Below are 23,839 nucleotides of genomic sequence, written 5' to 3'. Positions count from 1 at the left end.
GTCGAAAACCCGCGTGCGTAAACGACGCCGTGAAGAGCAGACTAACCTAACCCCATGGCTGTAGCTCTCGTTACGGGAGGAACGTCTGGCATCGGTGCTGCGTTCTCCCGGTCCCTCGCCGCGCAGGGATATGACCTCGTTCTCGTCGCCCGGAGCGTTCCGCGTCTGGAGGAGATGGCCGAGGAGCTCCGCGCGCTCGGTCGTGCCGTCGAGATCCTGCCGGCCGACCTCGCCGATCGCAGTGACGTGGCGACGGTCGCCGAGCGGCTCGAAGACCCGTCGAGGCCGATCGACATGCTCGTGAACAATGCCGGGTTCGGCGTGCACACCTCGTTGATCGACGCCGACGTCTCGGCCCACGATCAGGCATTCGAGGTGATGTGCCGCGCCGTGCTCGTGCTGTCGGGCGCCGCAGCGCGGGGGATGCTGCCGCGCGGGTCGGGAAAGATCGTGAACGTCTCGAGCACGGCCGGCTTCGTGACGATGGGTGCGTACTCGGCATTGAAGGCCTGGGTCACGTCGTTCACCGAGGGCCTGGCCGTCGAGCTGCGCGGCACCGGGATCGGTGTCACGGCGCTCTGCCCGGGCTGGGTGCACACCGAATTTCACGAGCGCGCCGGCATCAAGGCGTCGAGCATTCCAAACTTTCTGTGGCTCGACGCCGAACAACTTGTCACGGCATGCTTGCGCGACGTCGAGAGGGGCAGGGTGATCTCCATACCGACTGTTCGGTACCAAACCCTCATCTGGTTGGCTCGCCACGCACCGAGGAGTGCGATTCGCGCGGTCTCCGGGTCGATTTCATCGAGTCGAAAGAAGCCGGTCACCTAGATGGCTGCAGAAGAACCCGCCCCTCGAGGGCGTGCCGGCGACGGCGCCGGCGGGCGCGACCGCTTCAACTCGCCCGGCGTTGCGGCCGCCCGATTCGTCGTGCAGCGGGGAATGCTCAAGCCCCTCATCTGGTCGCTCACCCGCGTTACAGTGATCGGCCGCGAAAAGCTCACAGATTTGTCCGGCGGGTTCGTCGTCGTCGCCAACCACTCCAGCCATCTGGATGCGCCGCTGATCGTGGGCTCACTGCCGCGCCGCCTCGCGCGCTACCTCGCCACGGGAGCCGCGGCCGACTACTTCTTCGCCGTGTGGTGGCGACGCGGGCTCACCGCATTGTTTTTCAACGCCTTCCCGGTCAAGCGCATGGAGTCGAAGGCCAAATCGATGAGCGCTCGATCATTGCTGTCCCGGGGCATCCCGATTCTCATCTTTCCCGAGGGGACCCGATCGAAAGACGGCGAACTCGGCGCCTTCAAGCCCGGCGCAGCGGCGCTCGCGGCATCGTGCGATGTTCCCACAGTTCCGATGGCCCTCATCGGCGCCCACGTCGCCCACCCCCGCGGCGCGAACTGGCCCCGACGGGGCCGCTACCCGGTCGGCGTGGTCTTCGGCGAACCGCTGAAGGCCGTCGCCGGAGAGACTCCGGGCCACTTCGCCGAGCGCACCAAACAAGAGATCCTGCGCCTGCGCGACCTTCACTCGGCCACTATCCTTGGCCAGTCCCCCCGATCAAGAGGAGCCCTCGAATGAGCGATGTCAAGCACATGAAATGGTGGGGCTGGGGCGTCGACGGCGTCGCGTTCCACCACGAGAACAAGCCGGGATTCGCGCCGTTCGTCAAGATGGCCCTCGACCTCGATCTCACCAAGACCAAGGGCACCCCGCCGGAGTTCGAGGACATCGACGTTCCCGCCAGCCGCGCGTCTGCCGAGTTCATCGCCGAACTCACTGGCATCGTCGGAGAAGGCCACGTCGAGGCGGGCGACCTCGCCCGGGTCGTGCACACCTTCGGTAAGAGCCTTCGCGACCTGATCCGCGTTCGCGTCGGCGCGTTTCCGCGCACCCCCGACGTGGTGATCTACCCGGCCGACGAGGCCGAGGTGCAGGCCATCGTCACGGCCTCGGTCGCCGCAGACGCCGTCATCATTCCGTTCGGTGGCGGCAGCAACATCGCCGGCAGTCTCGAGCCGCTGGCCGACGAAGAGCGCACCGTCGTGTCGCTCGACCTCGGGCGCCTGAACCGCGTGATCGAGATCGACACGGATTCGAATCTGGCGCGCATCCAGGCGGGCGCACAGGGCCCCGACCTCGAGGCCGAGCTCGAAGCCGCCGGATGGACCATCGGGCACTTTCCCGACAGCTTCACCCACTCGACCGTCGGCGGGTGGGTCGCGACCCGGTCGTCGGGCATGCAGAGCGACAAGTACGGCGACATCGCCGACATCGCCCGCGGTCTGCGCGTCGTGCGCCCCGAGGGAGTGCTCGTTCTCAACGCCCTTCCCAGCACGTCGACCGGCCCCAGTGTGCGCGAGATGATTCTCGGCAGCGAGGGTCGCCTCGGGGTCATCACCGAGGTCACCGTGCAGGTGCACCGCATTCCTGAGAAGCGCGAGATCCTCGCCTACCTGTACCCCACCTGGGACGCCGGCCTCGCAGCCCTCCAGGCCATCTCCGAGAGCGACGCGACCCCGTCGATCACCCGCGTCTCCGACGGCAACGAGACGATGTTCTCGTTCGCCACCAGCAAGGCGAGCAAGGGCATCTCGTCGCTGGTCACCAAGGGACTCGGCGTCTTTCTCAAGTCGAAGGGCTGGGACACCGACAAGATGTGCCTGTCGTTCATAGGCAACGAGGGCGGCACAGAACTCGTCGCGCGCAACCAGAAGATCATCGCCGGCATCGTCAAGAAGCACGGCGGCGTCAGCGTGGGCAAAGGCCCCGGCGTGCTCTACGACCAGAAGAAGTTCGACACCCCGTACATCCGCGACTGGTTTCTCGACTGGGGCGGATCCGCCGATGTCTCCGAGACGGCAGCGCCCTGGGCCAAGCTGCCCGAGCTCTACCGCAACGTGATCGCCAGCGCCAACCGCGCCTTCGACGAGATCGGCGTGAAGGGGTGGATCATGGCCCATCTCTCGCACTCGTACCATTCGGGCGCCTGCCTCTACTTCACGTTCGCCTACCTCGACTCGGGCGACGCGATCGCCCACTACGACGTGGTCAAGGGCGCGATCCAGCAGGCCTTCATCGACTCGGGCGGAACGCTGTCGCACCACCACGGTGTGGGCCTCGAGCACGCGCCGTGGATGGAACAGGACATCTCGACCGAGGGCGTCACGATCATGCGCGGCCTGTTCGGTGCGGTCGACCCCGGTCGCCATTTCAATCCGGGCAAGGTACTGCTCGACGAATGAGTTCGGCCCGTCTCGGCGGCCCGGTCGGTGCGGCGGGGCTCGTCGTCGCGGGGCTCGTGTGCCAGGAGGTCGGCGCGGCTTTCGCCGTGCTGCTCTTTCCGAGCGTGGGCGCGCTCGGCATGGTGGCGCTGCGACTCACCTTCTCCGCCCTCATCCTGCTCGCCATCGCTCGGCCTTCGGTTCGCGGCCGCAGCCGCGGCGACTGGATGACGGTGGTGCTGTTCGGCGCGGCCCTCGCGGTCATGAACGGGCTGTTCTACGAAGCGCTCGCGCCCATCCCGCTCGGTGCGGCCGTGACCATCGAGGTGCTCGGGCCGCTCGTGCTCTCGGTCGCCACGAGCCGACGCGCATCCAGCTGGCTGTGGGCAGTGCTCGCGTTCGTCGGCGTCTTTCTGCTCGGGCAGGGCAGCTTCGGTGAGCTCGACCCCGTGGGCGTGCTGTTCGCCGCGGGCGCGGGAGCGAGCTGGGCCGGCTACATCCTGCTCTCGTCGCGAACCGGCAGCCGCTTCGAGCGGCTCGACGGGCTTGCGCTGGCCATGGCCGTCGGCGCCGTTCTGACACTTCCGCTGGGGCTCGCCGCCGCGGGCGCGGCCATCGTGCGCCCCGACATCCTGCTTCTGGGCGCGGCCGTTGCCGTGCTGTCGTCGACGATTCCGTACGCCCTCGAGCTGTTCGCGCTGAGGCGCATCCCGTCGTCGAGTTTCGCCATTCTCATGAGCCTCGCACCCGCGATCGCGGCCCTCGCCGGGGTCGTGCTGCTGGCCCAGCACGTCTCGATCGTCGGCGTGATCGCGATCGCTCTCGTCGTGACCGCGAGTATCGGGGCCGTGCGCAGCGCGCGGCCGGGCTCTACTCCCGTGGCTCGTGCCGACGTGGTCTGAGCCGGGCCGGTGCATCCTGCTCCGCAAGGTCGCCGCCGAAGTGTCCACCATGATGTCGGTACTTCCGCAGCTGGGTTAGGGTCACAGGTACGGAGTCAGCCGGGCTCTCGGAACGAGGGAGTACATCATGGGCGAGAAATCCGCACGAAAAGCTGTTGCCAAGCCGGCCGCACGCAGCCTCAAAGAGAAGCGCGCCGACAAGAAGACCAAGAGCGGTTCCGTGAACCACTCGACCGACGCGGTCACGAACGTCAAGAAGAAGTAGTCCCGCTGCGAGAACGCCCCGCACGTGTTCGTCACGTGCGGGGCGTTCTTCGTGCTGCCGCCTCAAGCTTCTCCGGGCTAGAGCCCGGTCGTGCCGAAGAGCAGGCCGAGCAGGTAGGTGACCAGCGCCGCACCGAATCCGATGGCGAGCTGGCGAAGTCCGCGTTTCAGCGGCGATGCACCAGACAGGATGCCGACTACCGCGCCCGTGCCGAGGAGGCTGAGGCCCACGAGCGCGGCGGCCACGACGAGGGCCGCGGGCCCCGACAGGCCGAACAGGTAGGGCAGCACCGGGATGATCGCGCCGGATGCGAAGAAGCAGAAGCTCGACAGCGCGGCGCTCATTCCCGTGCCGACGGACTCGTGCTCGTCGCTTCCGGCGTGCACCGCGGGGTCGGCTGTGAGGGCCAGATCGTGGTTATGAAGCACCTCTGAGGCGTGGGCGTCGGCGTCTTCCTCGCTCATTCCGCGTGCCCGGTAGACGAGGGCGAGCTCGTTCTCGTCGACGTCGAGGTCGGCCAGTGCCGTTCGTGCGTCGGGGTCTGGTGTCGACGACTCGAGCAGTTCTCGTTGCGATCGCACCGAGACGTATTCGCCGGCTCCCATGGAGAGTGCCCCGGCGAGAAGGCCCGCGATGCCGGTGAGCAGCACCACGGGGGTGCCCACGCCGCTCGCCGAGATTCCGATCACCAGGGCCAGGTTGGAGACGAGCCCGTCATTGGCGCCGAACACGGCCGCGCGGAACGTTCCGCTCAGCCGCATGCGCCCCCGTGTGGCGAGTCCGCGGACGACCTCCTCGTGGATGCGCTCGTCTGCGGCCATGGCGGGCGTCGCATCCGAATCGGTGTCGTAGGGCGAGCGGGACTCGGCGCGCTGCGCCAGCGCGAGCACGAACACAGAGCCGAAGCGACGGGCGAGAAAGCCGAGCGCGCGCGTGCGCAGCGCGCCCCGTCTCGTGGGCCCGACGTGCTCGCCGAGCAGGGCGCGCCAGTGCGCCTCGTGCCGGGCCTCGGCCTCAGCCAACGCGAGCAGGATCTCGCGCTCCTCGCCCGTGCGCCTCGACGCCAGATCGCGGTAGACGGCGGCCTCGAGCTGTTCGTCGGCGAGGTAGCCGCGCCAGCGGCGAATCTCGGATGCGCGTGGCTGCCTCACGTCGCCGGTCACAGCTGTCCGACCGGTCGCGGTCAGTTGCCGGCTGCCGCGCGCTGGCTCTCCTGGCGCGCGAGATGCGCGGCCTTGCGCGCCTTGTCTTCGCCCTGCTGCTTCACACGGACCGCCTCGCGGCGCACCTCGGCCTGGGTGGCGCGCTCGCGCACCAGCCACTCGGGTCGGTTGGCCAGCAGGTCGTGGATCTCGGCGGTCGTCAGCGGCTCGGTGACGCCTCCTCGGGCCAGGCCCGAGATGGTCACGCCGAGCTTGGATGCGATGATCTGGCGTGGGTGCGGGCCGGTCTGGCGCAGCTGCACGACCCACTCGGGCGGAGTCGACAGCAGTTCGTCGAGTTCTGTGCGGGTGACCGTGCCCTGCTGGAATTCGTCGGGCGTGGCTTCGAGCAGCACCCCGAGCTTCTTGGCCGCCGTCGCGGGCTTCATGGTCTGGGGGCTCTTCGCGGGCGTCATGATGCCAAGGGTAGCCTGAGACCGCGCCGGAAATCCGGCCCAGAGGCGTGAGGAGCTTCCGTGCAGATCGATCCGACCACCCTGCGCTGGTACACGGCGGTGGCCACAGAGTTGCATTTCGCGCGCGCCGCCGCATCGCTCGGCATCGCCCGCACGCGGCTGAGCAAGGCGATCGTCGAACTCGAGGGCGCCCTCGGCTATGCGTTGTTCGACCGCGAGCAGCCGGGCACGGTACTCACGGATGCCGGGCGCCGGCTTCTCGAGGACGCTCCGGCGCTGATCGAGGCGGGCGACGCGCGCGCCGCGCTCGAGGCCGCGGAGGCGGCGAAGCCGGTGCCGTTCCGGCTCTCGTTCGTTGCCGGCGTCACAGTGACGAAGTGGACCACCGAGTGGGCGGAGCGTCACCCCGACATCCCGCTCGAGGTTCGCCCCGTCGCCGAAGACCAGCGCGTCTCCGGGGTTCGTGAGAACGCTGTCGACGTGGCGTTCGTGCGCCTGCCGATCGAGCGCGACGGACTCAGCGCCATCCGGCTCTACGACGAGGTGCCCGTGGTCGTCGTCTCGAAGGACAATCCGTTGTCGCTGCTCGAGGAGGTGCGACTCGACGAGCTCCTCGACGAGCATCTCGTGCAGAATCCCACGGATGTCGAGGGATGGGCCGAGCGGGCCACCGAGATGCTCGAGGGCACCCGCGTCGATGCCCCTGCGCCCGCGTCCGTCGAAGACGCGATCGACCTCGTGGCCGCGGGAACGGGCATCGCGCTGCTTCCCCACTCGGTGGCGAGGCTGCACGCCCGAAAAGACGTGGTCGCCCGGCCGGTGCTCGACCTGCCCGAGACGCAGATCGCCATCGTGTGGCTCGCCGATGAGACGACCGAGCGCATCGAGGAGTTCATCGGCATCGTGCGCGGTCGCCGCACGTCGAGCTCGCGGGCCACGGCCTCCGCGCCCGAGGAGAAGGCGCGCGCGGCCGCGCCGAAGAAGCCGCGCACGGGCGCAGGTGCGGGCTCGGGCAAGAAAGCGAAGGGCGCCGCGGCGAAGACGCCCCGCGCGCTCGGAACCGCCCGCAAGCCGCGCCCCTCGGGCGGCTACCGCAAGAAGGGCCGCTGATCGTACGGAACAATGAAGCGGTGACCACCTCTCCCCGCTTCGGACTCCTCCTCGACGTCGACGGGCCGATCGCCAGCCCCGTGACCCGGTCGATCACCGTTCCGTCGATCGGTCGTGACCTGGCTGCGCTCGCGAACGCAGGGCTGCCCGTGATCTTCAACACCGGGCGATCGGATGCGTTCATCGCTGGCGAGGTCGTCGAACCGCTGCTCGCAGCAGGTCTGCAACAGCACGCCCGGGTGTTCGCGATCTGCGAGAAGGGCGCCACCTGGTTCGAGATCACGCCGCAGGGAGCGGGCGAGGTCTCGATCGACGACTCGCTCACTCCGCCCGACGGATTCGCCGACGACGTGCGCGCGCTGGTGGCCGAGCACTACGCCGACCTGGTCTTCTACGACGAGACCAAGCGAGCCACGGTCACCTTCGAGCAGCGCCTCGACGTGTCGAGGCAGTCTTTCCTCGCGCGCCAGCTCGAGATCGACGAGTCGACCATCGCCCTACTCAACGCACGGGGTTACGGGGCGCGACGCGGTGACGTCGACTATCCCGACGCATCCGGCGCCGTTCAGTACCGGGCCGACCCGTCGATCATCTCCACCGACTTCGAATCGCTGAGTGTCGGCAAGGACTTCGGTGCCGAGCGCGCCTTCGCGCTCCTCGCGGGAACCGGCGAGATGCCCCTCGAGTGGCGCACCATGGGCGACTCCCGCGGCGACTACGCCATGGCCACCTGGCTGCACGAGCAAGGCGAGACCGTGGCGCACGTCGACGTGCGGCCGGCCGACGGCATCCCCGCGACGGCATACCCGGTGCTGACGGCCGGCGAACTCATCCACGACGAGGCCGGGGCGCTCTTTCTCGCGCGCTGGGTCGCCATGCTCGGCGACGACAGCCTTTGCGACGACTCGCTGGGTCGCTGACGCATCAACTCGTTCGCCCAGGAGTGAACCTCGTCGCTATTCGACGAGGATGCGCTGTGGGTGCACAAGATCGTCAGAGACGCCGGATGCGCGCGGCCCTTCCGCCGGTGGCCTCGAGAACGGCGGCGGGCGCGAGCTCGATGTCGAAGCCGCGTCGGCCGCCCGAGACGAGGATCGTGTCGAAGACGAGCGCGGAGTCGTCGAGCACCGTAGGCAGGAGAGTCTTCTGGCCGAAGGGACTGATGCCGCCCACGACGTAGCCGCTCTTGCGTTCTGCCACCGCGAGGTCGGCCATCGCAGCGCGCTTGCCTCCGAGAGTCGAGGCGAGCGCTTTCAGGTCGAGCATGCCGCTCACCGGAACGAGGCCGATACCGAGCCCCGCATCGGTGTCGACCATCAGGGTCTTGAAGACGCGAGCGGGATCGATGCCCAGCGCGTCGGCCGCCTCCGCGCCGAAATCGGCGACCGCGGGGTCGTGGACGTATGCGTGGGGGATGAACGAGATGCCTGCGCGAGTAAGGGCAACGGTCGCGGCCGTCGTGGGGCTGGCGGTCGAATTCTTCTTGGCCATCGTGCGTCGACTAGCGCCCGGTCGCACCGCTCGGCGTGGGCGCGGACTGCAGAGTCTGCTCGAGGAACTCCCGCGCATCGGCGATCTCGTCGCCCGTGATGCCGTGCCCGGCGCCCGGGTAGAGCCGCGCATCCGTCGTCGCGTGCGCCTCGAGCCACGTCGCCGTGCGGGCCACGGCCGAGGGCGGAATGATCGGGTCGCGCTCGTCACGACCCCAGAAGACGCGCGGCCGCAGCGTCTCGAGTTCGACGTCGGCCGGGGCGTCGCCCGAGATCGAGAAGCCGGACAGGTTGATCGTGGAGGCGAAGCGGGAGGGTTCGTGACGCAGCAGCTGCAGTGCCATCGCGCCGCCCTGGGAGAAGCCCAGCGTCGAGACGGCGGCGGGTCCGCCGAAGGCCGACGTGAGTCCGTCGAGCCAGGCGAGCACGCCGCGGGCCGCGGCATCCACCGCGCTCGGCTCGGGATTGCCGGGCGCGCCCACCTGGAACCAGGCGAAGCCGTTCTGGATCGGAGCCGGTGCGATCAGCGGCGCGCGCAGCGAAGCGCAGACGATCTCGGCGGGCAGATGCGGCGCGAGCGAGATCAGGTCGGACTCGTGCGAACCGTAGCCGTGCATGATGACGAGCAGTCGAGAGCCGGGAATGCGGGCGGCGAGCTCGTCACGGGGGATCGACCACACCACCGCCCGGTCGTCGATAACGGGCTGGGTGGGCGAGAAGTCGGTCACCGTGTCGACGATACCGGATGCCGTTGTCAGTCCTGCTGCCCGCAGATATGCTCGGGAAATGGAGCATCCGGGGTTGTTCGACGAAGACGATGTCGTCGTCGAACGCGTGCGCGGGCTCTGCATGGCCTATCCGGAGGCCGCGGAGGTGCTGGCGTGGGGCCGGCCGACGTTCCGGGCCGGCAAGAAGATCTTCGTGACCGTCGGCGCATCGATGAAGCGGCCTCATTCGATGGTGTTCAAGCCCGACCCCGACGAGTATCCGGCGTTGGTTCAGAGAGACGAGGTCTTCGTGCCCCCGTACTTCGGGCCCGCGGGCTGGCTGGCGATCGACCTGGAGGCCGCGGTCGACTGGACGCTCGTGGGCGAGCTCGTCGACGAGAGCTATCGCCAGGTCGCGCTCAAACGACAGCTGAAGGCACTCGACGGGTCATGACCGGTTGCGGCTGAGCTCGTAGATCTTCACGAGTTCGTCGATGGCGCCGTCGCGGGTGTCTCCGCCCTCGTCGAACATCTCGGTCACGTGCGTCTTGAGGTGGTTCTCGACCATGAGCTTGTTGAGCGACCCGAGCGACTTCTGGATGGCGAGCGACTGGGTGATGATATCGACGCAGTAATCTTCGTTCTCGATCATCTTCTCGAGGCCGCGCAGCTGCCCCTCGAGGATGCGGGTACGGTGCAGGGCGCGCTTCTTGATGTCATCGATCACGAGGCCAAGAATACGCGCGGAGCCTCAGCGCTGACAGCGCGGGCACCAGTACACATCGCGCAGCGACAGCGGGTCGGCGCCCAGCTGGCCCGATCGGATGCGCGTGCCGCACCGGCGGCACGGCTGCCCCTCGCGGCGATAGACCCAGCTCTGCCGACCGGGTCGGAGGTCGCCGGTGGTGGAGCGCTCGGTGCGGTCGCGATTGGCCAGGATCACGCGGTGCCCGAGGGCCACGAGGGCCGGCAGATCGGCCACCTCGCCGATCGGCCTGGCGGGCAGAACACCCCGCAGAAAGCACAACTCGTTGGCGTAGACGTTTCCGAGGCCGGCGAGGTTGCGCTGGTCGAGCAGGGCGACGTGGGACTCGCGCTCGGGCTGGGCCGCGAGGCGGAACACGGCCTCGGCGGCGAGTGCGTCGTTCCAGTCGGGATCGAGCACGTCGGGGCCCAGGTAGCCGACGACCGACTCCTCGTCTGTGCGGGCGACGACCTCGACCGTGCCCAGATCGAAGCCCACGGCGACCCAGTCGGCCGTCTCGAGCACGATCCGCGCCGCGTAAGCCGGGCGCTTCCAGGTCGATTTCGGCCGATAGAGGTGCCACGATCCCTCCATTTTGAGGTGGGTGTGGATGCTCACCTCGCCGACCCGGGTGAGCAGGTGCTTTCCCACGCTGGCGACGCCCTCGACGACCCTGCCCGAGAGGTCGAGCTCGGCGAGCTGGGGAACGCGGAAGTCGCTGCGGGTGAGGGTCGCGCCGGCGAGTGCCTGGTCGAGGTGTCGGGCGGTTCGATAGACGGTGTCACCCTCGGGCATGCCGTCCACACTACGCGGATGCGCCGCTACGGCCTCCGTCGCCACCGTTTGGTTGTCGCCATAAGGGTTGAGTCGACGACAAGCGGCATCTTTTCTTGTCAAAAATGAGCAAAATCTGTGCCTTGACACCGGGGCAGGCCCCACCGCGTCGCCCTACAACCTTTCTCTGTGAACCGTCCCTCAGTTGCCGCCGTTTTGTTGGCGGCTTCGTCCCCCAACGGGCCGATGCTTTGAGCACAGTAGGTGCGCTCGTATTTTTCGCGCCGGAAGTTGCCCCTCGCGATGGCACGAACTCGACCGCTCGATAGTCGAGGTGATCCGAGCTCGGCGTGCTGGCGATCGCTGGAGACGTCGATGACGCATTCGCGCCCGTTCTCGAATGGCTGCCCGTTGTCAAACGATTGGTAGCCGCCGGTGTTGTCGGCCCCGCTTAAGCCAGTTCTGAACCGCGACCTCAAGGCTGTCCCAGGCGCAGCGATCTGTCACGTCCTGGCCGACGATCCTCTCGATGTCGTTGGCGATGGAGCCGTTCACCTCGATCGTGAGTAGTTTCGTGCTCGTCGGTTCCTTCTCGTCGGTTTGAAATCTGAAGGTCAGATTTACATCCCCGAGGACTGCCGAGTGCCATCCGCCAAGCCCGATTTAGCGCAGTGCCGAACTGGAGTGCATTTCGAGCACGTTTGACCACGAGGACAGGTCTGGAGTGCCAGAGTGGGCCTTCATGGTCAAGAAATTGGAGAGAGCTGATGCTCGAAGAGCCGAATGCGTCGTCTAGGGAGGCAATCGGTCTTGATTACATCGGCCGCGTCATTGATAGCCCGTGTGGAATTACCGGCCTTACCACTTCGTCGTACACTCCTATTAGTTACGCGATCGACAACGAGGTGTGAAATGACTGCACGAGCGACACTTATGCCCGCCCTGGACGCGAGGTTCAAGCCGGCCGATCACGATCCGCTGATCTTGACAGCACTTCTCGCCGACGAGGTGACCCAACGCCGTGAGAGCGGTTACGACGTGGATGACATCGTAATTGCGGCGAACCGGCTGGCCACCGACGACCGCGACGGCATTCTCGCGCTCGTCGACGTCATGTCCGAGTCCGCGCGGCGCGATTGGCCATGGGAAGAACCCGAGACGCTAGCGGACATCGAAGCGTCGCTCGTCGGCGGGCCGCCCACGGCCCTGAGCGTCGATTCGAGCACCTATGCAGACCGGGTGGATGCCGCGTGGCTCGGACGCATCGCGGGCTGCAACCTTGGCAAACCGGTCGAGTGGGGCGATCACTGGACCGTCGATCACATCGCCGACTACCTTCGTCGCGCCGACGCCTATCCGCTCACCGATTACTTCCCAGTCCTTGATCCGATGCCGGCGGAGTTCGAGCTCAATGCGAGCTGGACCCACAGCACGCGCGGCCGCGTTGACGGATCAGCACGCGACGACGACATCGACTACGCGATCCTGGCCCTGCATCTCCTCGAGAAGCACGGCACGCAGCTGACCACGCACGAGGTCGGCGAGGCCTGGACCGAGATGCTGCCGCTGCGCCAGGTGTTCACGGCCGAGCGCGCTGCCTACATCAACCTGGTCAACGGGCTGCGGTCGCCGCACACAGCCCGGGTGCGCAATCCGTATCGGGAATGGATCGGCGCGCAAATTCGAGGCGATGTGTTCGGGTACGTCCTGCCCGGCAACCCCTGGGCGGCGGCGAGCCTCGCCTACTGCGATGCGACGCTTTCGCACACGGCCAATGGGGTCTACGGCGAAATGTGGGCTGCGGCGCTCGTGTCCGCAGCGTTCACGGCGCCCGATGCCCGGTCCGCGATCGAGACGTCTCTCGGCGTCGTTCCGCCACGCTCGCGACTCGCGGCAGCCGTGCGTTTCGTACTTGCACTTCGAGACGACGGACTCGACTGGCTCACCGCGCGTGCCCGGATCGGCGACGAATACGGCCAGTACGCCTGGGTCCACACGATCAACAACGCGGCAGTGGTCGCACTCGGCCTCCTGTGGGGCGACGGCGATTTCACCACGTCGGTGGGCCGCACCGTCATGTCGGGCCTGGACACCGACTCCAACGGCGCGACCGTGGGCTCGGTCTCCGGCATCCTTGCCCGCCGCGGCGGGCTGCCGGACACCCTGATCGCACCGCTGCACGACCGCACCCGGTCCGCGCTCTTCGGCTTCGACGGCTCCCGGATCTCCGACCTTGCCAGCCGCACGGTCGCGCTTCGCGACCGGTTTGAGGCCGGCGCGTGATCGGCGTCGCATGAGCGAGATCGTCGTGATGGGCAGCGCCAACACCGACCTCGTCGTCTACGCTCTGCGCATGGCGCGGCCCCTGCCGGCCTGTTGATCCGCTTTCTCCACGGCATCGCGAGGGGCGGTCAGACGGATGCTGATCCGAGGGCGACCGATACGACATAGAGGGTGCCCACGACACCGCACGTAAATGCAAAAAACGCCATCGTCAGGAGCGCCCCGCCTCCGACGACAGGCGTTGCGGTCCGGTCCCGCAGAGCGTCGCGCATCTGCTGTCCGCGCCGGCGTGCCTGGGTCCAAGGCCATACCGCGAACGCGAGACCGGCAACTCCGACGAGACTCCACGCGGGGTGGCCGAGAGTGATCGGCAGGACTCGCATCGAGATCAATGATCCGACAGCGATAGTCAGTGCCGTACGTCGCCATGCCAGCTCGCTCCGCTCGGGTTGAAGGCCGGGGTCGGCCGGCCCGATCGTCATCGCAGCAGCAGGGCGACGGCCACCAGCAGCCCCGCGAGAGCGATGGCCGCGGCCATCACGAGGCCCGTGCGCGCCGCAGGGAGTGGCTCATCCAGGCGAAGTGCGCGTTCTGTCTGCATCCACTCTCGCCAGGCGATGAGCGGGACGACCATTCCTGCAAGGACGAGCACGCCAGCGGCTGCCAGCCGCAGCTGGACCTGTAGATCCAGCCCAAGCGCCTCGAGTGCGACGCCGCCAGCGATCAGCGCCAGCGACGTGCGGATCCATGCAAGGAACGTCCTCTCGTTCGCCATCGTGAACCGCGGGTCGGGCTCCTTCCCGACGGAGAATACGGAGCGGGGGAAACGCCCCTTCACCGAGCCACCCGCTTTATGGCCCGGTCCAGATCGGCGCCTGCCGCCAAATTCACCGTCTCAAGGACGCACGGGATGTCTGCCCTTGTGAAAGCAGGATGCGCAGCAGGCAGATCATCGGTCATACCGGTCCCGTCGAGGTAAGTTCTTCGAGCGCGTGCCACGCGCGGTTCGAATGTACACTTGTCAGGCCGGTAATACCAGTTACGAAGGAGTGAGCGATGAAGCGAGCGATCCTAGTGATGTTCGACAGTCTGAACAGACACATGCTTCCGCCATACGGTTCCGACGAGATCGTCGCGCCCAACTTCGCACGGCTCGCGCAGCGAACCCTGACTCTCGACAACTTCTACGCTGGATCGATGCCCTGCATGCCGGCTCGGCGGGAGTTGCACACGGGGCGTTACAACTTTCTGCACCGGTCGTGGGGCCCCCTGGAGCCCTGGGATGACTCGATGCCGGAGATGCTGAAGACCGCGGGGGTGCACACGCACCTTGCGAGCGATCACCAGCATTATTGGGAGGACGGCGGCGCGACCTATCACACGCGCTATTCGACCTGGGAGTTCTTCCGAGGTCAAGAGGGAGACCCGTGGAAAGGCCGAGTAGGCCCTCTCTCGGACACGCAGGACGCGCTCACCGGGTTGTACCGCCAGGACGTGATAAACCGGAATCACCTACAGAACGAAAAGGACCATCCGCAGCACCGCACGTTCGACGCGGGCATCGACTTCGTCCGATCCAATGCCGACGCGGCGGAGCCGTGGTTCGTGCAGATCGAGACGTTCGACCCGCACGAACCGTTCTTCTCCTACCCGCAGTACGCCGACCTCTACGGCTCGGCGGCCGTTACTGAGCCGTTCGACTGGCCGCCGTATGCGAAGGTCACAGAGTCATCCGATCGTGTAGCGCAGGCAAGGGATGCCTACAAAGCGCTGGTCAGCATGTGCGACCGATCTCTGGGCCGCGTTCTGGACATGATGGACGAGCTCGATCTGTGGTCCGACACAATGCTTCTCGTGACCACGGATCACGGCTATCTCCTCGGCGAGCACGGCTGGTGGTCCAAGACCATCCAGCCGTGGTTCAACGAGCTCGTCCACCTTCCCGGCTTCCTCTGGGATCCGCGCTCACCACGGCCAGGCGAGAGATCCGGCGACTTGACCCAGACGATCGACATCGCCCCGACCCTCCTCAGCTTCTTCGATCTCGATCCGGCGTCGGACATGCAGGGCCGGCCACTGTCGCCGGCCCAGGCATCGGAACACCGCGACGGCGTGCTCTTCGGCGGGCACGGCGGCCATGTCAACGTCACGGACGGCCGCTACGTGTACATGCGCGCCTCCGCGTCGTCGTCGAACGAACCGCTCGAAGACTTCACGCTCATGCCCACTCACATGCGATCGCGATTCTCCGTCGAGGAATTGAGCGACATCGAGCTCGCCGCACCGTTCGGGTTCACCAAGGGAGTGCGTCCGCTGAAGATCCCGGCGACGAGCCTGATCAATCCGCACACCTTCGGCTCACTGTTGTTCGACCTCGAATCCGACCCTGGACAGCTGAACCCGCTCGACGACGACGGCAACGAACTGCGGATGATTGACCTCCTCGTTCGGTTGATGCGTGAGAGCGAGGCTCCCGCCAGCCAGTTCGAGCGGTTAGGCGTGCCCATGGTCGGTCCGGCGAGCCGGGAACATCTTGCGGTGCGGGCACAGCGGGGAAACGCGGAGCGGGCCGCCGAGCGGATGCCCCCGCTGGCCGATTTCGTCGCGGGGCGGCTGAACCTGGGGTCCTCGCTCCCGCTTCTTTTGGCAGACCCCCGCGCGCGGCAGATCGTGCGGGAACGGATGCCGGACGTGACGCGCACAGAGCTGGTGGAGGCGACGGAGGACGTGTCCCTCTACGACGTCGCTGCCATGCTCGCGACCTCCATCGACGTTCTCCGCCGACTGGCAGCGGAGCTCGCGGAGATCGAGTGAAGACGCACCTGAATGGCGATGCGCCGATCGAGGGCGACGGATGTTGCTGCAGCGCGCCCGCGCGATCGACATCTGGTGCGATTCTGCCGGTGCCTATCCCCGCGCCGTGTCCTCCCGACCAATCTCACGGCCATCGGGTGGCGCAGGCAACCGTCCCGCCGGGAACATTCGTGATGGGCGATTCCTCCGGTGATCGCAATCCGTTCGACGGAGAGACGCCGCGGCATCCGGTGCGTCTTGACGGCTTCCAGATCGACGCGACGTGCGTGACGAATTCCGACTTCGAGACCTTCGTCGACGACACCGGCTACCGGACGGAGGCCGAGTCGTTCGGGTTCTCCGCGGTCTTCCATCTCCTGGTGGAATCCGATCGGGGAGACATCATGGGGCCGGCGAGCGGTACGCCCTGGTGGATAGGCGTCCGGGGCGCGGACTGGACGCATCCGCACGGCCCTCGGTCTACGCTTCACGGCCTTCAGGACCATCCCGTGGTGCACGTGAGCTGGAGCGATGCCGTGGCGTATTGCGCGTGGGCGGGTCGCCGCCTGCCGACCGAAGCGGAGTGGGAGTACGCCGCACGGGGCGCGCGCGTCGACGCGAAGTACCCCTGGGGTGATGCCGAGGTCGACGAGGGCGGCTGGCGAGCCAACATTTGGCAAGGTGTCTTCCCCGCAGTGAACACGATGGAGGACGGCCACCTCGGCACGGCGCCGGTGCGTTCTTTCGAACCGAACGGCTACGGCGTGTGGCAGTCCGTCGGAAACGTCTGGGAATGGTGCGCCGACTGGTTCGATCCGACCTACTACGCGGTCGCGCCCGAATACGCCCCCCGGGGCCCCTCGAGTGGTAGGAAACGAGTGCTCCGCGGCGGCAGTTACCTGTGCCACCCCTCGTACTGCAATCGCTTCCGCAACTCGGCACGCTCGCAGAATACGCCGGACTCGTCGATGGGCAACGCCGGGTTCCGCACGATCGCCGTATGACCACGATCGCGCGGAACGCGGCCTAGCGGTCGAGCGACCGTGTGCGCAGATCCTCGTCGATCGGAGAGTTCTTGATGACAGATGTGAGGCGCTGGTGCCACTCGATCTCGCGCCACATCCCCACGAACTGCGGGCCGCAGAAGTTGCTCGTCGCGATTCCCACGAATCGCCCCGTCGCGGCAGCGTACTCGACGGCTCGGGCGGTGATGTCCAGAATCCAGTCCCACTCCAGCCCGGGCCAGTCCTTGTAGTCGACGATAGACCAGCACTCCGTGATGTAGAGCGCCTTTCCTGTGGCTCGCGACCAGTCTGCGACCGTGTCGATCATGCGGAAGAGCGCCGCATCGTACTTCTCGCGGTTCTCCTCGTACGTCTGCCGGCCGATGCGCACCAGGTTGTCGTAGCCGATAGTGGAGAAGCGTTCGTAGTTATAGCCGATGACCTTGTAGTAGTCGCTGTAATCATTGTCCGCGAGCCACACGTGCGGTTCGAGCACGTCGAGCATCGACACATCCTGGCTCTGCCAGGTGGTCAGCTCCGTCGTCGTGGAGTACGTGTAGTCGAGATCGGGGTACACCTCGCGGGCCACCTCGATCGAGCGTCGCATCCAGTCGACCACGCGATCCGATGCTCGGCTCTGGATTCCGGGCATGACGTCGGTGAGCAGTGTCTCCGCCGGAAGGTCGTACCGCGCGGCGTTGCGCAGCAGCTGGTCGGCGTAGAGCCACGGCGCCCAGATCTCCAGCGGAAACTCGTTGCAGAAGTCGACGTAGAGAATCGTGTCCAGGAGGTCGGCCTGGTCGATGTGCTGCAGCGTCTGCAGCCACATCTGGCCGAAATCGGTCGGCGTGTGCGCGGCCATGCGCGTGTTATCGCGGTCCTCGCGAAACCAGCTCGAGAGCGCTACGGCCACTCCGTGTCGCTTGGCGGCGCGGAGGAAGTCGAGCAGAGCGGGCAGGACCTGCACGTGGACGATGGACGGCGCGCCCCACGACTGCTGGTTCCAGACCGGCAGCAACTCCCACGTGCGGTACGGGTCGGCGGCGACGAGGTGGGGATACGCCTCGATGCGCACCGCGTCGTAGCCTCGGTCGACGAGCTCTGCGAGGACCTGATCCCAGTCCTCGTAGCCTGCTCCGGGCCAGCGCCGCTCCAGCCAGGAGAAGTCCCACATCGTGATCGCGAAGGGGCGGTCGAACGTCGGTCGCATTTCTTGACTCGCTTTCGTGTTCCGAGAGGCTAGCGGGGGGTGCGAAGCCGGTGCAGCTCCGCGGCGAGCTCCGCTACGAGTTGCGGATGCTCCTGATAGCTATTCATCCGCTGCTGCGGATCGTCGACGAGGTTGTACAGCCCGCCGGGCCGGTCGTCACTGGTGTAACCGCGAGTCTCGCGGAGCCACGCCGGCTCGTCGTTCTCGGCGCCGCTCATCGCATCGATGTACATCCAATCGCCGCGGCGGATGCCGAATTTTCCGGTACCGGAATGCGTGACGATGCCGTCGCGGACGGGGCCCTCGCGACCCTCGAACGACGCGAGAAGGCAGACTCCGTCAGGCCGTAGGTCGGGCGGAAGGGGCACGTCTGCGACGTCGAGAAGAGTCGGCAGCAGATCGACCAGGCTGATGAGCTCGTTCGAGCGCGATCCTGCGGGAACGACGCCCGGCCACTCGGCGATGCGCGGGACCCGGTGCCCCCCTTCCCAGGCGTCGCGCTTGATGCCGCCACGATCGGTGGGGCCACCCGCGATGCGTCTGCTGAAGTCGATGTTCTGGTACCCGAAGTCGATGCGGTGCTGATGCGTTTCGGCGTTCGCCAGCCCGTGGGGGAGCGTATCGTTCGGGTGGGATCCGTCATGAGTGGGCCAGTCCCACCCGAGATGCCACTTGCCGATGCACGCCGTGTCATATCCGGCATCGCCGAGGATCGAGGCGATCGTGTGCTGGCCCTCCTCTATCATCGGTCCGTCCCACATGCACACGATCCCGCTCTTCAGGCCCGATCGCCAGTTGTATCGGCCGGTCAGCATGGAGTACCGGCTCAGTGAGCACACCGACGAGGTGGCATGTGCGTCAGTGAAGCTTCCACCGTCGGCCCCCATGAAATCGAGATTCGGTGTCACGATGGCCGACGCGGGGTTGAACGCGGCCAGATCGCCGAACCCGAGGTCGTCGGCGACGATGAGCACGATGTTGGTTCGCGAGTTCATGATTGCCTCCATCGACGGTGAGAGAAACGAATAAGAAAAAGAATAGTGGTCATACCGGTCTTACATGTCGTACTCTAGTCGAGAACCTGGACACCCGACGTTCAAGAAGAGTCCAGAATCCTTTTCCAATGACGCAACTAGGAGAACGCTTATGAACAATCGGTTGGCGACATCGCACCGCAAGTGGATCACGGGGGTGATCGCGGTCACCGCCGCGTCGCTAGCGCTCGCAGGATGCAGCGCGTCCACCGACTCGTCATCCGAATCGGGCGGGAACATCACGCTGAAGCTCGCCGCTTTCGGAGACGCCACGCAGGTCAAGGTGCTGGCAGAGCAGTATTCGGAAAAGAACCCGAACATCACCGTCGAGGTAGCGGCCGCCGCCAACGCCGGCGACGCGCGTACGAGCCTGCTCACCAAGCTTGCGGCCAAGACTGGTCTGGCCGATGTCGAGCAGCTCGAAGTGTCGTGGATCGGCGAGCTGGCCCCCTACTCGAGCAGCTTCAATCCCGTTGTCGATGACGGCAACGGCGGTTGGCTGGCGAGCCAGGCCGAGCCCGTGACCAAAGACGGTGAACTGTGGGCGTACGGTGCCGGTGCCGGTCCGATGGCGATCTGCTACCACGCGGACGCGCTGGCGGCGGCAGGGATGCCGTCTGAGCCGGACGCCGTCGCCGAGATGCTCGGAACGTCTTGGGACGACTACTTCGCAGCGGGCGAGAAGTTCGCCGCTGCGGGTGGGGCAGGCGCGTGGTACGACTCGGCGTACCAGACGTACCAGGCCCAACTCGAACAGATGCCCTACCCGTATGAGGACGCCGACGACAAGATCGTCGTGGACAACCCCGAGGTCGAAGCCATCTTTAAGAACTCGCTGAAGGAGTCGGAGACACTGTCGGCGCGACTCATCCCGTTCTCAGAGGACTGGATGGCGGGAATGGGCTCCAGCGCCTACGCGACGATCGCGTGCCCCACCTGGATGCTAGGCATGATCGAAGGCAACTCTGCTGACGTCACCGACTGGCGTGTGGCCAACTCGTTCCCCGGGGGTGGCGGCAACGCCGGAGGTTCTTACTACGCCGTCCCGGCGGTGAGTGAACACCCCAAGGAAGCGGCGGCCCTCGCCGCATGGCTGACGGCGCCCGAGCAGCAAATCGCTCTCTTCATGGCCGGAGGTGCGTTCCCCAGTCGCGAAGAAGCGCTCACCTCTCCGGACCTCACCACCGTCACCAACGCGTTCTTCGGCGACGCCTCGGTGGGCGAGATCTTCGCGGATCGGTCGAAAGCCATCAATGTCGTTACGTACAAGGGGCCGAACTTCCTGGCCATCGACACCGTCGTGTTCGACGCCATGTCGCGCGTGGAAGCAGGGCAGCAGTCGACCGATGACGCATGGGATCAAATCGTCAAGGAATCGAAAGCGCTGGCTGACTGACCCGCCGAGCGGGGTCGCCGCGTGCCGTTGCGGCGGCCCCGTTTCGGGTATCTCGCACGCGGGCCGGTGGGGCAAGAGGAGAAAAATGAGCAGTTCAGCACAGCATCCGTATGCCATCGCGATGTGGGATTTTTCGTGGCTCGAACGGCGGTGGCCCGGTGCGGGATATGAGGACTGGAACGTCGCGCTGGGCCAATTGGCGCACCGCGGGTACAACGCCGTTCGGATCGATGCGTATCCGCACTTGATCTCGGCCGATGCGCACCGTACCTGGCGCCTGGAACCGATGTGGACGCAGACGAGCTGGGGTGCGCAGTCGCCCCTCTCCGTAACCGTTCTTCCCTCGCTCATCGAGTTCATCCGCGCGGCGCGACGGTACGGCATCGTGGTCGCGCTCAGCACCTGGTACCGAGACGGCGCGGCCCGCACCCGGGAGACGATCGTCACCCCGGCCGACCAAGCCCGGATCTGGCGCGACACGCTCCGCCGCATCGAGGCGGCGGGACTGCTTGATTCGATTCTGTACGTCGACCTTTGCAACGAATTCCCCCAGCAGCGCTGGGCCGCCTACACCGCTGGCCGCCCGGAAAGCCAGGTGAGCAAGACGGAGCCATCCCTCGTAGCCTGGATGCGGGAATCCATCGCCGAACTGCGAAACGACTACCCAACACTTGCCTTCACGTATTCGTTCCACACGGAGTTCGATCGCTGGCAGGAGCTCGATGTGGGCATGCTCGATCTCCTCGAAGTGCACACGTGGATGGCGGGGGCGGACGACGACCGCTACAACAAGGCGGTGGGCTACGGGTTCGAACGGTTTGCCCCGATCGGATTCGACAATCTGGCCCGCAACGGAAGACGAGAGTATGAGGCGAATCGAGAAACGTACGACGCCCTGCTCTTCGCGGACATCGATCGGATCGCCGATTGGTCGCGCGCTGCGAGGCTTCCGGTGCACACGACTGAGGGCTGGGCCGTTGTGGACTATAAGGACTGGCCCGGGCTCGACTGGGACTGGATCCTCGATCTCAACGCTCGCGCAGTAGAGTACGTTGCCTCGAAGGGGCGATGGACGGGTATCGCAACGAGCAACTTCTGCGGACCGCAGTTCGTCGGAATGTGGCGTGAGGTCGAATGGCATCAGCAACTAACCACGAGAATCACATCCGCACCACTTGATGAGGATCTGCTCGTCGATTCGGCGACAGCAGACTGGTAATACCGGTAAGACATGCACTAGAATCACCCTTATCCACACCGACGTGGCGCGGCCTCGAGCAGAGCGCGGTGCCGGTAGCACCCCGAGGAGTACGTTTTGCATATATTCGGCGACGGCGGCGACGCGGTCAGCACACGAGTTGGGCGAGGAGCCCGCGAATGACGACGACGGCGCGCAAAACGGATCCACCCGGCATCCGAGGCGGTACAGGGCGTTCAAGCGGGCCAAGCCCCTCCCCGCGCGGACGCAATTTTGGGTCGTCTCTCAATCGTTGGGACTTCAAATACTCGCCGTACCTGTACGTGCTCCCCTTCTTCGTGCTCTTCGCGATCGTCGGGCTGGCTCCGCTGGTATACACGGCCTGGGTTGCCCTGAACAGCTGGAACCTCATAGCGGGTCAGGGTGACTTCGTCGGCTTGAGCAACTTTACGGAGATCCTGGGAGAGTCGGACTTCTGGAAGGCACTCCGAAACACGCTCAGCATCTTCGTGCTCACGATGGTGCCGCACTTGATCATCGGGCTCGTAATCGCGGCGGCTCTCGATCGGAACATCCGTGCTGGCACGTTTTGGCGTATGAGCGTTCTGGTCCCGTACGTCGTGACGCCGGTGGCCATCGCATTGATCTTCAACAGCTTCTTTGCCGACGAATCCGGACTCGCGAACTCGATTCTCACGGACCTCGGGCTGAATCCGATCGGCTGGCACCAGGACGTTCTCGCCAGCCACGTGGCGATCTCGACGATGGTGAACTTCCGCTGGCTCGGGAACACCGCACTGATTCTGCTCGCGGGGATGCAGGCCATCCCGCGCGATCTATACGAAGCGGCGAGCGTCGATGGCGCAAAGGTGTTGCGGCAATTCTTCTCGATCACGATTCCTCAGCTGCGGCCGACGATGATCTTCGTCATACTCACGATGACGATCGGTGGTCTGCAGATCTTCGCGGAGCCGCGGCTGTACGACTACCAAGGACAGGGCGGGCCCGACAAGCAATGGCTCACGCTTCCGCTCTACATCTACAACCTCGGGTGGGGGGAGCTCGACTTCGGGCTCGCTTCGGCCGCCGCCTGGCTCCTTTTTCTTCTCATCATCGTTTTCGCGTTGATCAATCTTTTCATCAGCACACGAATCGCACGCAACGAGGCACGGAGGAACGAGTGATCGAGCAACAGGTCCAGATCGCGCAACAGCGCGAGGGCGAACCGGTCAAATTGCCTCGTCGCAGACGGAAGCTCCGGACGGGTCGAGCGGGACTGGGTGTGTACATCTTCCTCGCAGCCGTCGTCCTGATCAGCTTCTTCCCGTTTTACTGGTCCCTGCTGATCGGAAGCGGCGATGCCTCCACTGTTCGTGACCCGGATCGATCGTGGCTTCCAGGCGGCAACTTCTTCGCCAACATCGAGGCGGTGGTAATTAATCCGGCCGTCAACTTCTGGCGCGCGTTGATGAACAGCATCATCGTGTCCACGGTCGTGTCGTTGTCGGTCGTCTTCTTCTCGACCTTGGCTGGCTACGCCTTCGCTAAATTCCGGTTCCGGGGTCGCGGACCGCTCCTAGTGTTTGTCGTCGCGACGATCGCCGTGCCGACCCAACTCGGGATCGTGCCGCTCTTCATCGCTATGTCCGACCTCGGCTGGGTCGGCACGCTGACGGCCGTAATCGTTCCAAACCTTGTCACCGCGTTCGGCGTCTTCTGGATGACACAGTACATCGGGCAGGTTGTGCCCGATGAAATGATCGAGTCGGCGAGAATCGACGGGGCAAGCACGTTCCAGTCGTTCCGCCTCGTGGTGCTGCCGGTTCTGCGACCAGCGGCCACGATGCTCGGTCTGTTCACCTTCGTCATGAGTTGGACGGACTTCTTCTGGCCATACATCGTGCTGAACGGGGAGAACCCCACGCTGCCGGTATCGCTGCAGCTACTCCAGTCGAACTACTTCATCGACTATTCCATCGTTCTCGCGGGCGCCCTGCTGGCGACGATTCCTCTGCTCCTGCTGTTCGTCGTGACGGGAAAGCAACTCGTCGCCGGTGTGATGGCGGGCGCGGTGAAGGGTTGAGTC

General features: G+C 66.0%; 25 protein-coding genes. 15 read left to right on the top strand and 10 right to left on the bottom strand.

The genetic code is table 11. From position 1 onward, the window contains the following. Positions 1-54 precede the first annotated feature (54 nt). The 5 genes from ACE5CZ_RS04885 (at position 55) to ACE5CZ_RS04865 (ending at position 4,391) form a co-directional block, all read left to right on the top strand. A complete protein-coding gene (locus ACE5CZ_RS04885) occupies positions 55-831 on the top strand; it encodes an SDR family NAD(P)-dependent oxidoreductase (protein WP_374946215.1) in 777 nt (258 codons plus the stop codon). Beyond that, positions 832-1,581, top strand: coding sequence for a lysophospholipid acyltransferase family protein (locus ACE5CZ_RS04880; protein ID WP_374946214.1), 750 nt, complete (start codon positions 832-834; stop codon positions 1,579-1,581). Next, positions 1,578-3,245, top strand: a complete 1,668-nt coding sequence (locus ACE5CZ_RS04875; RefSeq protein WP_374946213.1) for an FAD-binding oxidoreductase — start codon at positions 1,578-1,580, stop codon at positions 3,243-3,245. The genes ACE5CZ_RS04880 and ACE5CZ_RS04875 overlap by 4 nt, the downstream gene beginning before the upstream one ends. Then, entirely contained in the window at positions 3,242-4,126 is an 885-nt protein-coding gene (locus ACE5CZ_RS04870; RefSeq protein ID WP_374946212.1) for a DMT family transporter, read from the top strand. The genes ACE5CZ_RS04875 and ACE5CZ_RS04870 overlap by 4 nt, the downstream gene beginning before the upstream one ends. A gap of 127 nt (positions 4,127-4,253) precedes the next feature. After that, a complete protein-coding gene (locus ACE5CZ_RS04865; RefSeq protein WP_200920326.1) occupies positions 4,254-4,391 on the top strand; it encodes a hypothetical protein in 138 nt (45 codons plus the stop codon). 77 nt (positions 4,392-4,468) lie between these two features. Here the strand turns inward: ACE5CZ_RS04865 and ACE5CZ_RS04860 are convergent, their stop codons facing one another. Next, positions 4,469-5,554, bottom strand: coding sequence for a VIT1/CCC1 transporter family protein (locus tag ACE5CZ_RS04860; RefSeq protein ID WP_374946211.1), 1,086 nt, complete (start codon positions 5,552-5,554; stop codon positions 4,469-4,471). Between the two features lie 20 nt (positions 5,555-5,574). Further along, on the bottom strand, positions 5,575-6,009 hold the full coding sequence (locus ACE5CZ_RS04855) for a DUF5997 family protein (protein WP_374946210.1): 435 nt from the start codon (positions 6,007-6,009) through the stop codon (positions 5,575-5,577). Positions 6,010-6,069: 60 nt separating this feature from the next. Here ACE5CZ_RS04855 and ACE5CZ_RS04850 point away from each other — a divergent pair, with 60 nt between their 5' ends. Together ACE5CZ_RS04850 and ACE5CZ_RS04845 are read left to right on the top strand one after the other, a co-directional pair. Continuing rightward, positions 6,070-7,119 (top strand): LysR family transcriptional regulator, encoded by a 1,050-nt coding sequence (locus ACE5CZ_RS04850; protein ID WP_374946209.1) that lies wholly within the window; start codon positions 6,070-6,072, stop codon positions 7,117-7,119. A 20-nt stretch (positions 7,120-7,139) separates the two neighbouring features. Next, positions 7,140-8,039 carry a hypothetical protein gene (locus tag ACE5CZ_RS04845; RefSeq protein WP_374946208.1) on the top strand — a complete coding sequence of 300 codons (900 nt, stop codon included), beginning with the start codon at positions 7,140-7,142 and terminating at the stop codon, positions 8,037-8,039. A 73-nt stretch (positions 8,040-8,112) separates the two neighbouring features. Here ACE5CZ_RS04845 and ybaK read toward each other — a convergent pair whose 3' ends face one another. Both ybaK and ACE5CZ_RS04835 read right to left on the bottom strand, forming a co-directional pair. Continuing rightward, the gene (ybaK, locus tag ACE5CZ_RS04840) at positions 8,113-8,610 is read right to left on the bottom strand and encodes a Cys-tRNA(Pro) deacylase (RefSeq protein WP_374946207.1); all 498 of its coding nucleotides are present in this window, start codon (positions 8,608-8,610) and stop codon (positions 8,113-8,115) included. Positions 8,611-8,620: 10 nt separating this feature from the next. Continuing rightward, positions 8,621-9,337, bottom strand: coding sequence for an alpha/beta hydrolase (locus tag ACE5CZ_RS04835; protein ID WP_374946206.1), 717 nt, complete (start codon positions 9,335-9,337; stop codon positions 8,621-8,623). 58 nt (positions 9,338-9,395) lie between these two features. Here ACE5CZ_RS04835 and ACE5CZ_RS04830 point away from each other — a divergent pair, with 58 nt between their 5' ends. Next, positions 9,396-9,770 carry an MmcQ/YjbR family DNA-binding protein gene (locus ACE5CZ_RS04830; RefSeq protein WP_374946205.1) on the top strand — a complete coding sequence of 125 codons (375 nt, stop codon included), beginning with the start codon at positions 9,396-9,398 and terminating at the stop codon, positions 9,768-9,770. On the opposite strand, the gene ACE5CZ_RS04825 is transcribed toward ACE5CZ_RS04830, so the two are convergent. After that, a complete protein-coding gene (locus tag ACE5CZ_RS04825) occupies positions 9,765-10,043 on the bottom strand; it encodes a metal-sensitive transcriptional regulator (RefSeq protein WP_374946204.1) in 279 nt (92 codons plus the stop codon). The two genes, ACE5CZ_RS04830 and ACE5CZ_RS04825, sit on opposite strands and share 6 nt — an antisense overlap. Positions 10,044-10,067: 24 nt before the next feature. After that, on the bottom strand, positions 10,068-10,856 hold the full coding sequence (locus tag ACE5CZ_RS04820) for a DNA-formamidopyrimidine glycosylase family protein (protein WP_374946203.1): 789 nt from the start codon (positions 10,854-10,856) through the stop codon (positions 10,068-10,070). A 912-nt stretch (positions 10,857-11,768) separates the two neighbouring features. Here ACE5CZ_RS04820 and ACE5CZ_RS04815 point away from each other — a divergent pair. Then, positions 11,769-13,118 carry an ADP-ribosylglycohydrolase family protein gene (locus ACE5CZ_RS04815; RefSeq protein ID WP_374946202.1) on the top strand — a complete coding sequence of 450 codons (1,350 nt, stop codon included), beginning with the start codon at positions 11,769-11,771 and terminating at the stop codon, positions 13,116-13,118. Positions 13,119-13,246: 128 nt separating this feature from the next. On the opposite strand, the gene ACE5CZ_RS04810 is transcribed toward ACE5CZ_RS04815, so the two are convergent. Then, complete coding sequence (locus ACE5CZ_RS04810; RefSeq protein ID WP_374946201.1) at positions 13,247-13,600, bottom strand: DUF202 domain-containing protein; 354 nt, start codon at positions 13,598-13,600, stop codon at positions 13,247-13,249. After that, positions 13,597-13,893, bottom strand: coding sequence for a YidH family protein (locus ACE5CZ_RS04805; RefSeq protein ID WP_374946200.1), 297 nt, complete (start codon positions 13,891-13,893; stop codon positions 13,597-13,599). The genes ACE5CZ_RS04810 and ACE5CZ_RS04805 overlap by 4 nt, the downstream gene beginning before the upstream one ends. A 281-nt stretch (positions 13,894-14,174) precedes the next feature. On the opposite strand from ACE5CZ_RS04805, the gene ACE5CZ_RS04800 reads away from it, so the two are divergent. Then, positions 14,175-15,932, top strand: coding sequence for a sulfatase-like hydrolase/transferase (locus ACE5CZ_RS04800; RefSeq protein ID WP_374946199.1), 1,758 nt, complete (start codon positions 14,175-14,177; stop codon positions 15,930-15,932). An 80-nt stretch (positions 15,933-16,012) separates the two neighbouring features. After that, positions 16,013-16,915 (top strand): formylglycine-generating enzyme family protein, encoded by a 903-nt coding sequence (locus ACE5CZ_RS04795; protein ID WP_374946224.1) that lies wholly within the window; start codon positions 16,013-16,015, stop codon positions 16,913-16,915. 22 nt (positions 16,916-16,937) lie between these two features. Here the strand turns inward: ACE5CZ_RS04795 and ACE5CZ_RS04790 are convergent, their stop codons facing one another. Together ACE5CZ_RS04790 and ACE5CZ_RS04785 are read right to left on the bottom strand one after the other, a co-directional pair. Then, the gene (locus ACE5CZ_RS04790) at positions 16,938-18,125 is read right to left on the bottom strand and encodes a cellulase-like family protein (protein ID WP_374946198.1); all 1,188 of its coding nucleotides are present in this window, start codon (positions 18,123-18,125) and stop codon (positions 16,938-16,940) included. Between the two features lie 29 nt (positions 18,126-18,154). After that, positions 18,155-19,120: a sulfatase-like hydrolase/transferase gene (locus tag ACE5CZ_RS04785; RefSeq protein WP_374946197.1), complete on the bottom strand. Its 966-nt coding sequence runs from the start codon at positions 19,118-19,120 to the stop codon at positions 18,155-18,157. 151 nt (positions 19,121-19,271) lie between these two features. Here ACE5CZ_RS04785 and ACE5CZ_RS04780 point away from each other — a divergent pair, with 151 nt between their 5' ends. The 4 genes from ACE5CZ_RS04780 to ACE5CZ_RS04765 all read left to right on the top strand — a co-directional run bounded on the left by ACE5CZ_RS04780 (position 19,272) and on the right by ACE5CZ_RS04765 (position 23,836). Continuing rightward, positions 19,272-20,555: an extracellular solute-binding protein gene (locus ACE5CZ_RS04780; protein WP_374946196.1), complete on the top strand. Its 1,284-nt coding sequence runs from the start codon at positions 19,272-19,274 to the stop codon at positions 20,553-20,555. Positions 20,556-20,640: 85 nt separating this feature from the next. Continuing rightward, positions 20,641-21,774: a cellulase-like family protein gene (locus ACE5CZ_RS04775; RefSeq protein ID WP_374946195.1), complete on the top strand. Its 1,134-nt coding sequence runs from the start codon at positions 20,641-20,643 to the stop codon at positions 21,772-21,774. A gap of 158 nt (positions 21,775-21,932) precedes the next feature. Next, complete coding sequence (locus ACE5CZ_RS04770) at positions 21,933-22,937, top strand: carbohydrate ABC transporter permease (RefSeq protein WP_374946194.1); 1,005 nt, start codon at positions 21,933-21,935, stop codon at positions 22,935-22,937. Beyond that, the gene (locus tag ACE5CZ_RS04765; protein WP_374946193.1) at positions 22,934-23,836 is read left to right on the top strand and encodes a carbohydrate ABC transporter permease; all 903 of its coding nucleotides are present in this window, start codon (positions 22,934-22,936) and stop codon (positions 23,834-23,836) included. Before ACE5CZ_RS04770 ends, ACE5CZ_RS04765 begins: the two co-directional genes overlap by 4 nt. Positions 23,837-23,839: the final 3 nt, after the last annotated feature.

The organism is Agreia sp., assembly GCF_964263775.1.
Classification (GTDB): Bacteria; Actinomycetota; Actinomycetes; order Actinomycetales; family Microbacteriaceae; genus Agreia.
The sequence above is the reverse complement of the archived record's forward strand: the minus strand, read 5'-3'. Positions and strand labels throughout refer to the sequence as shown.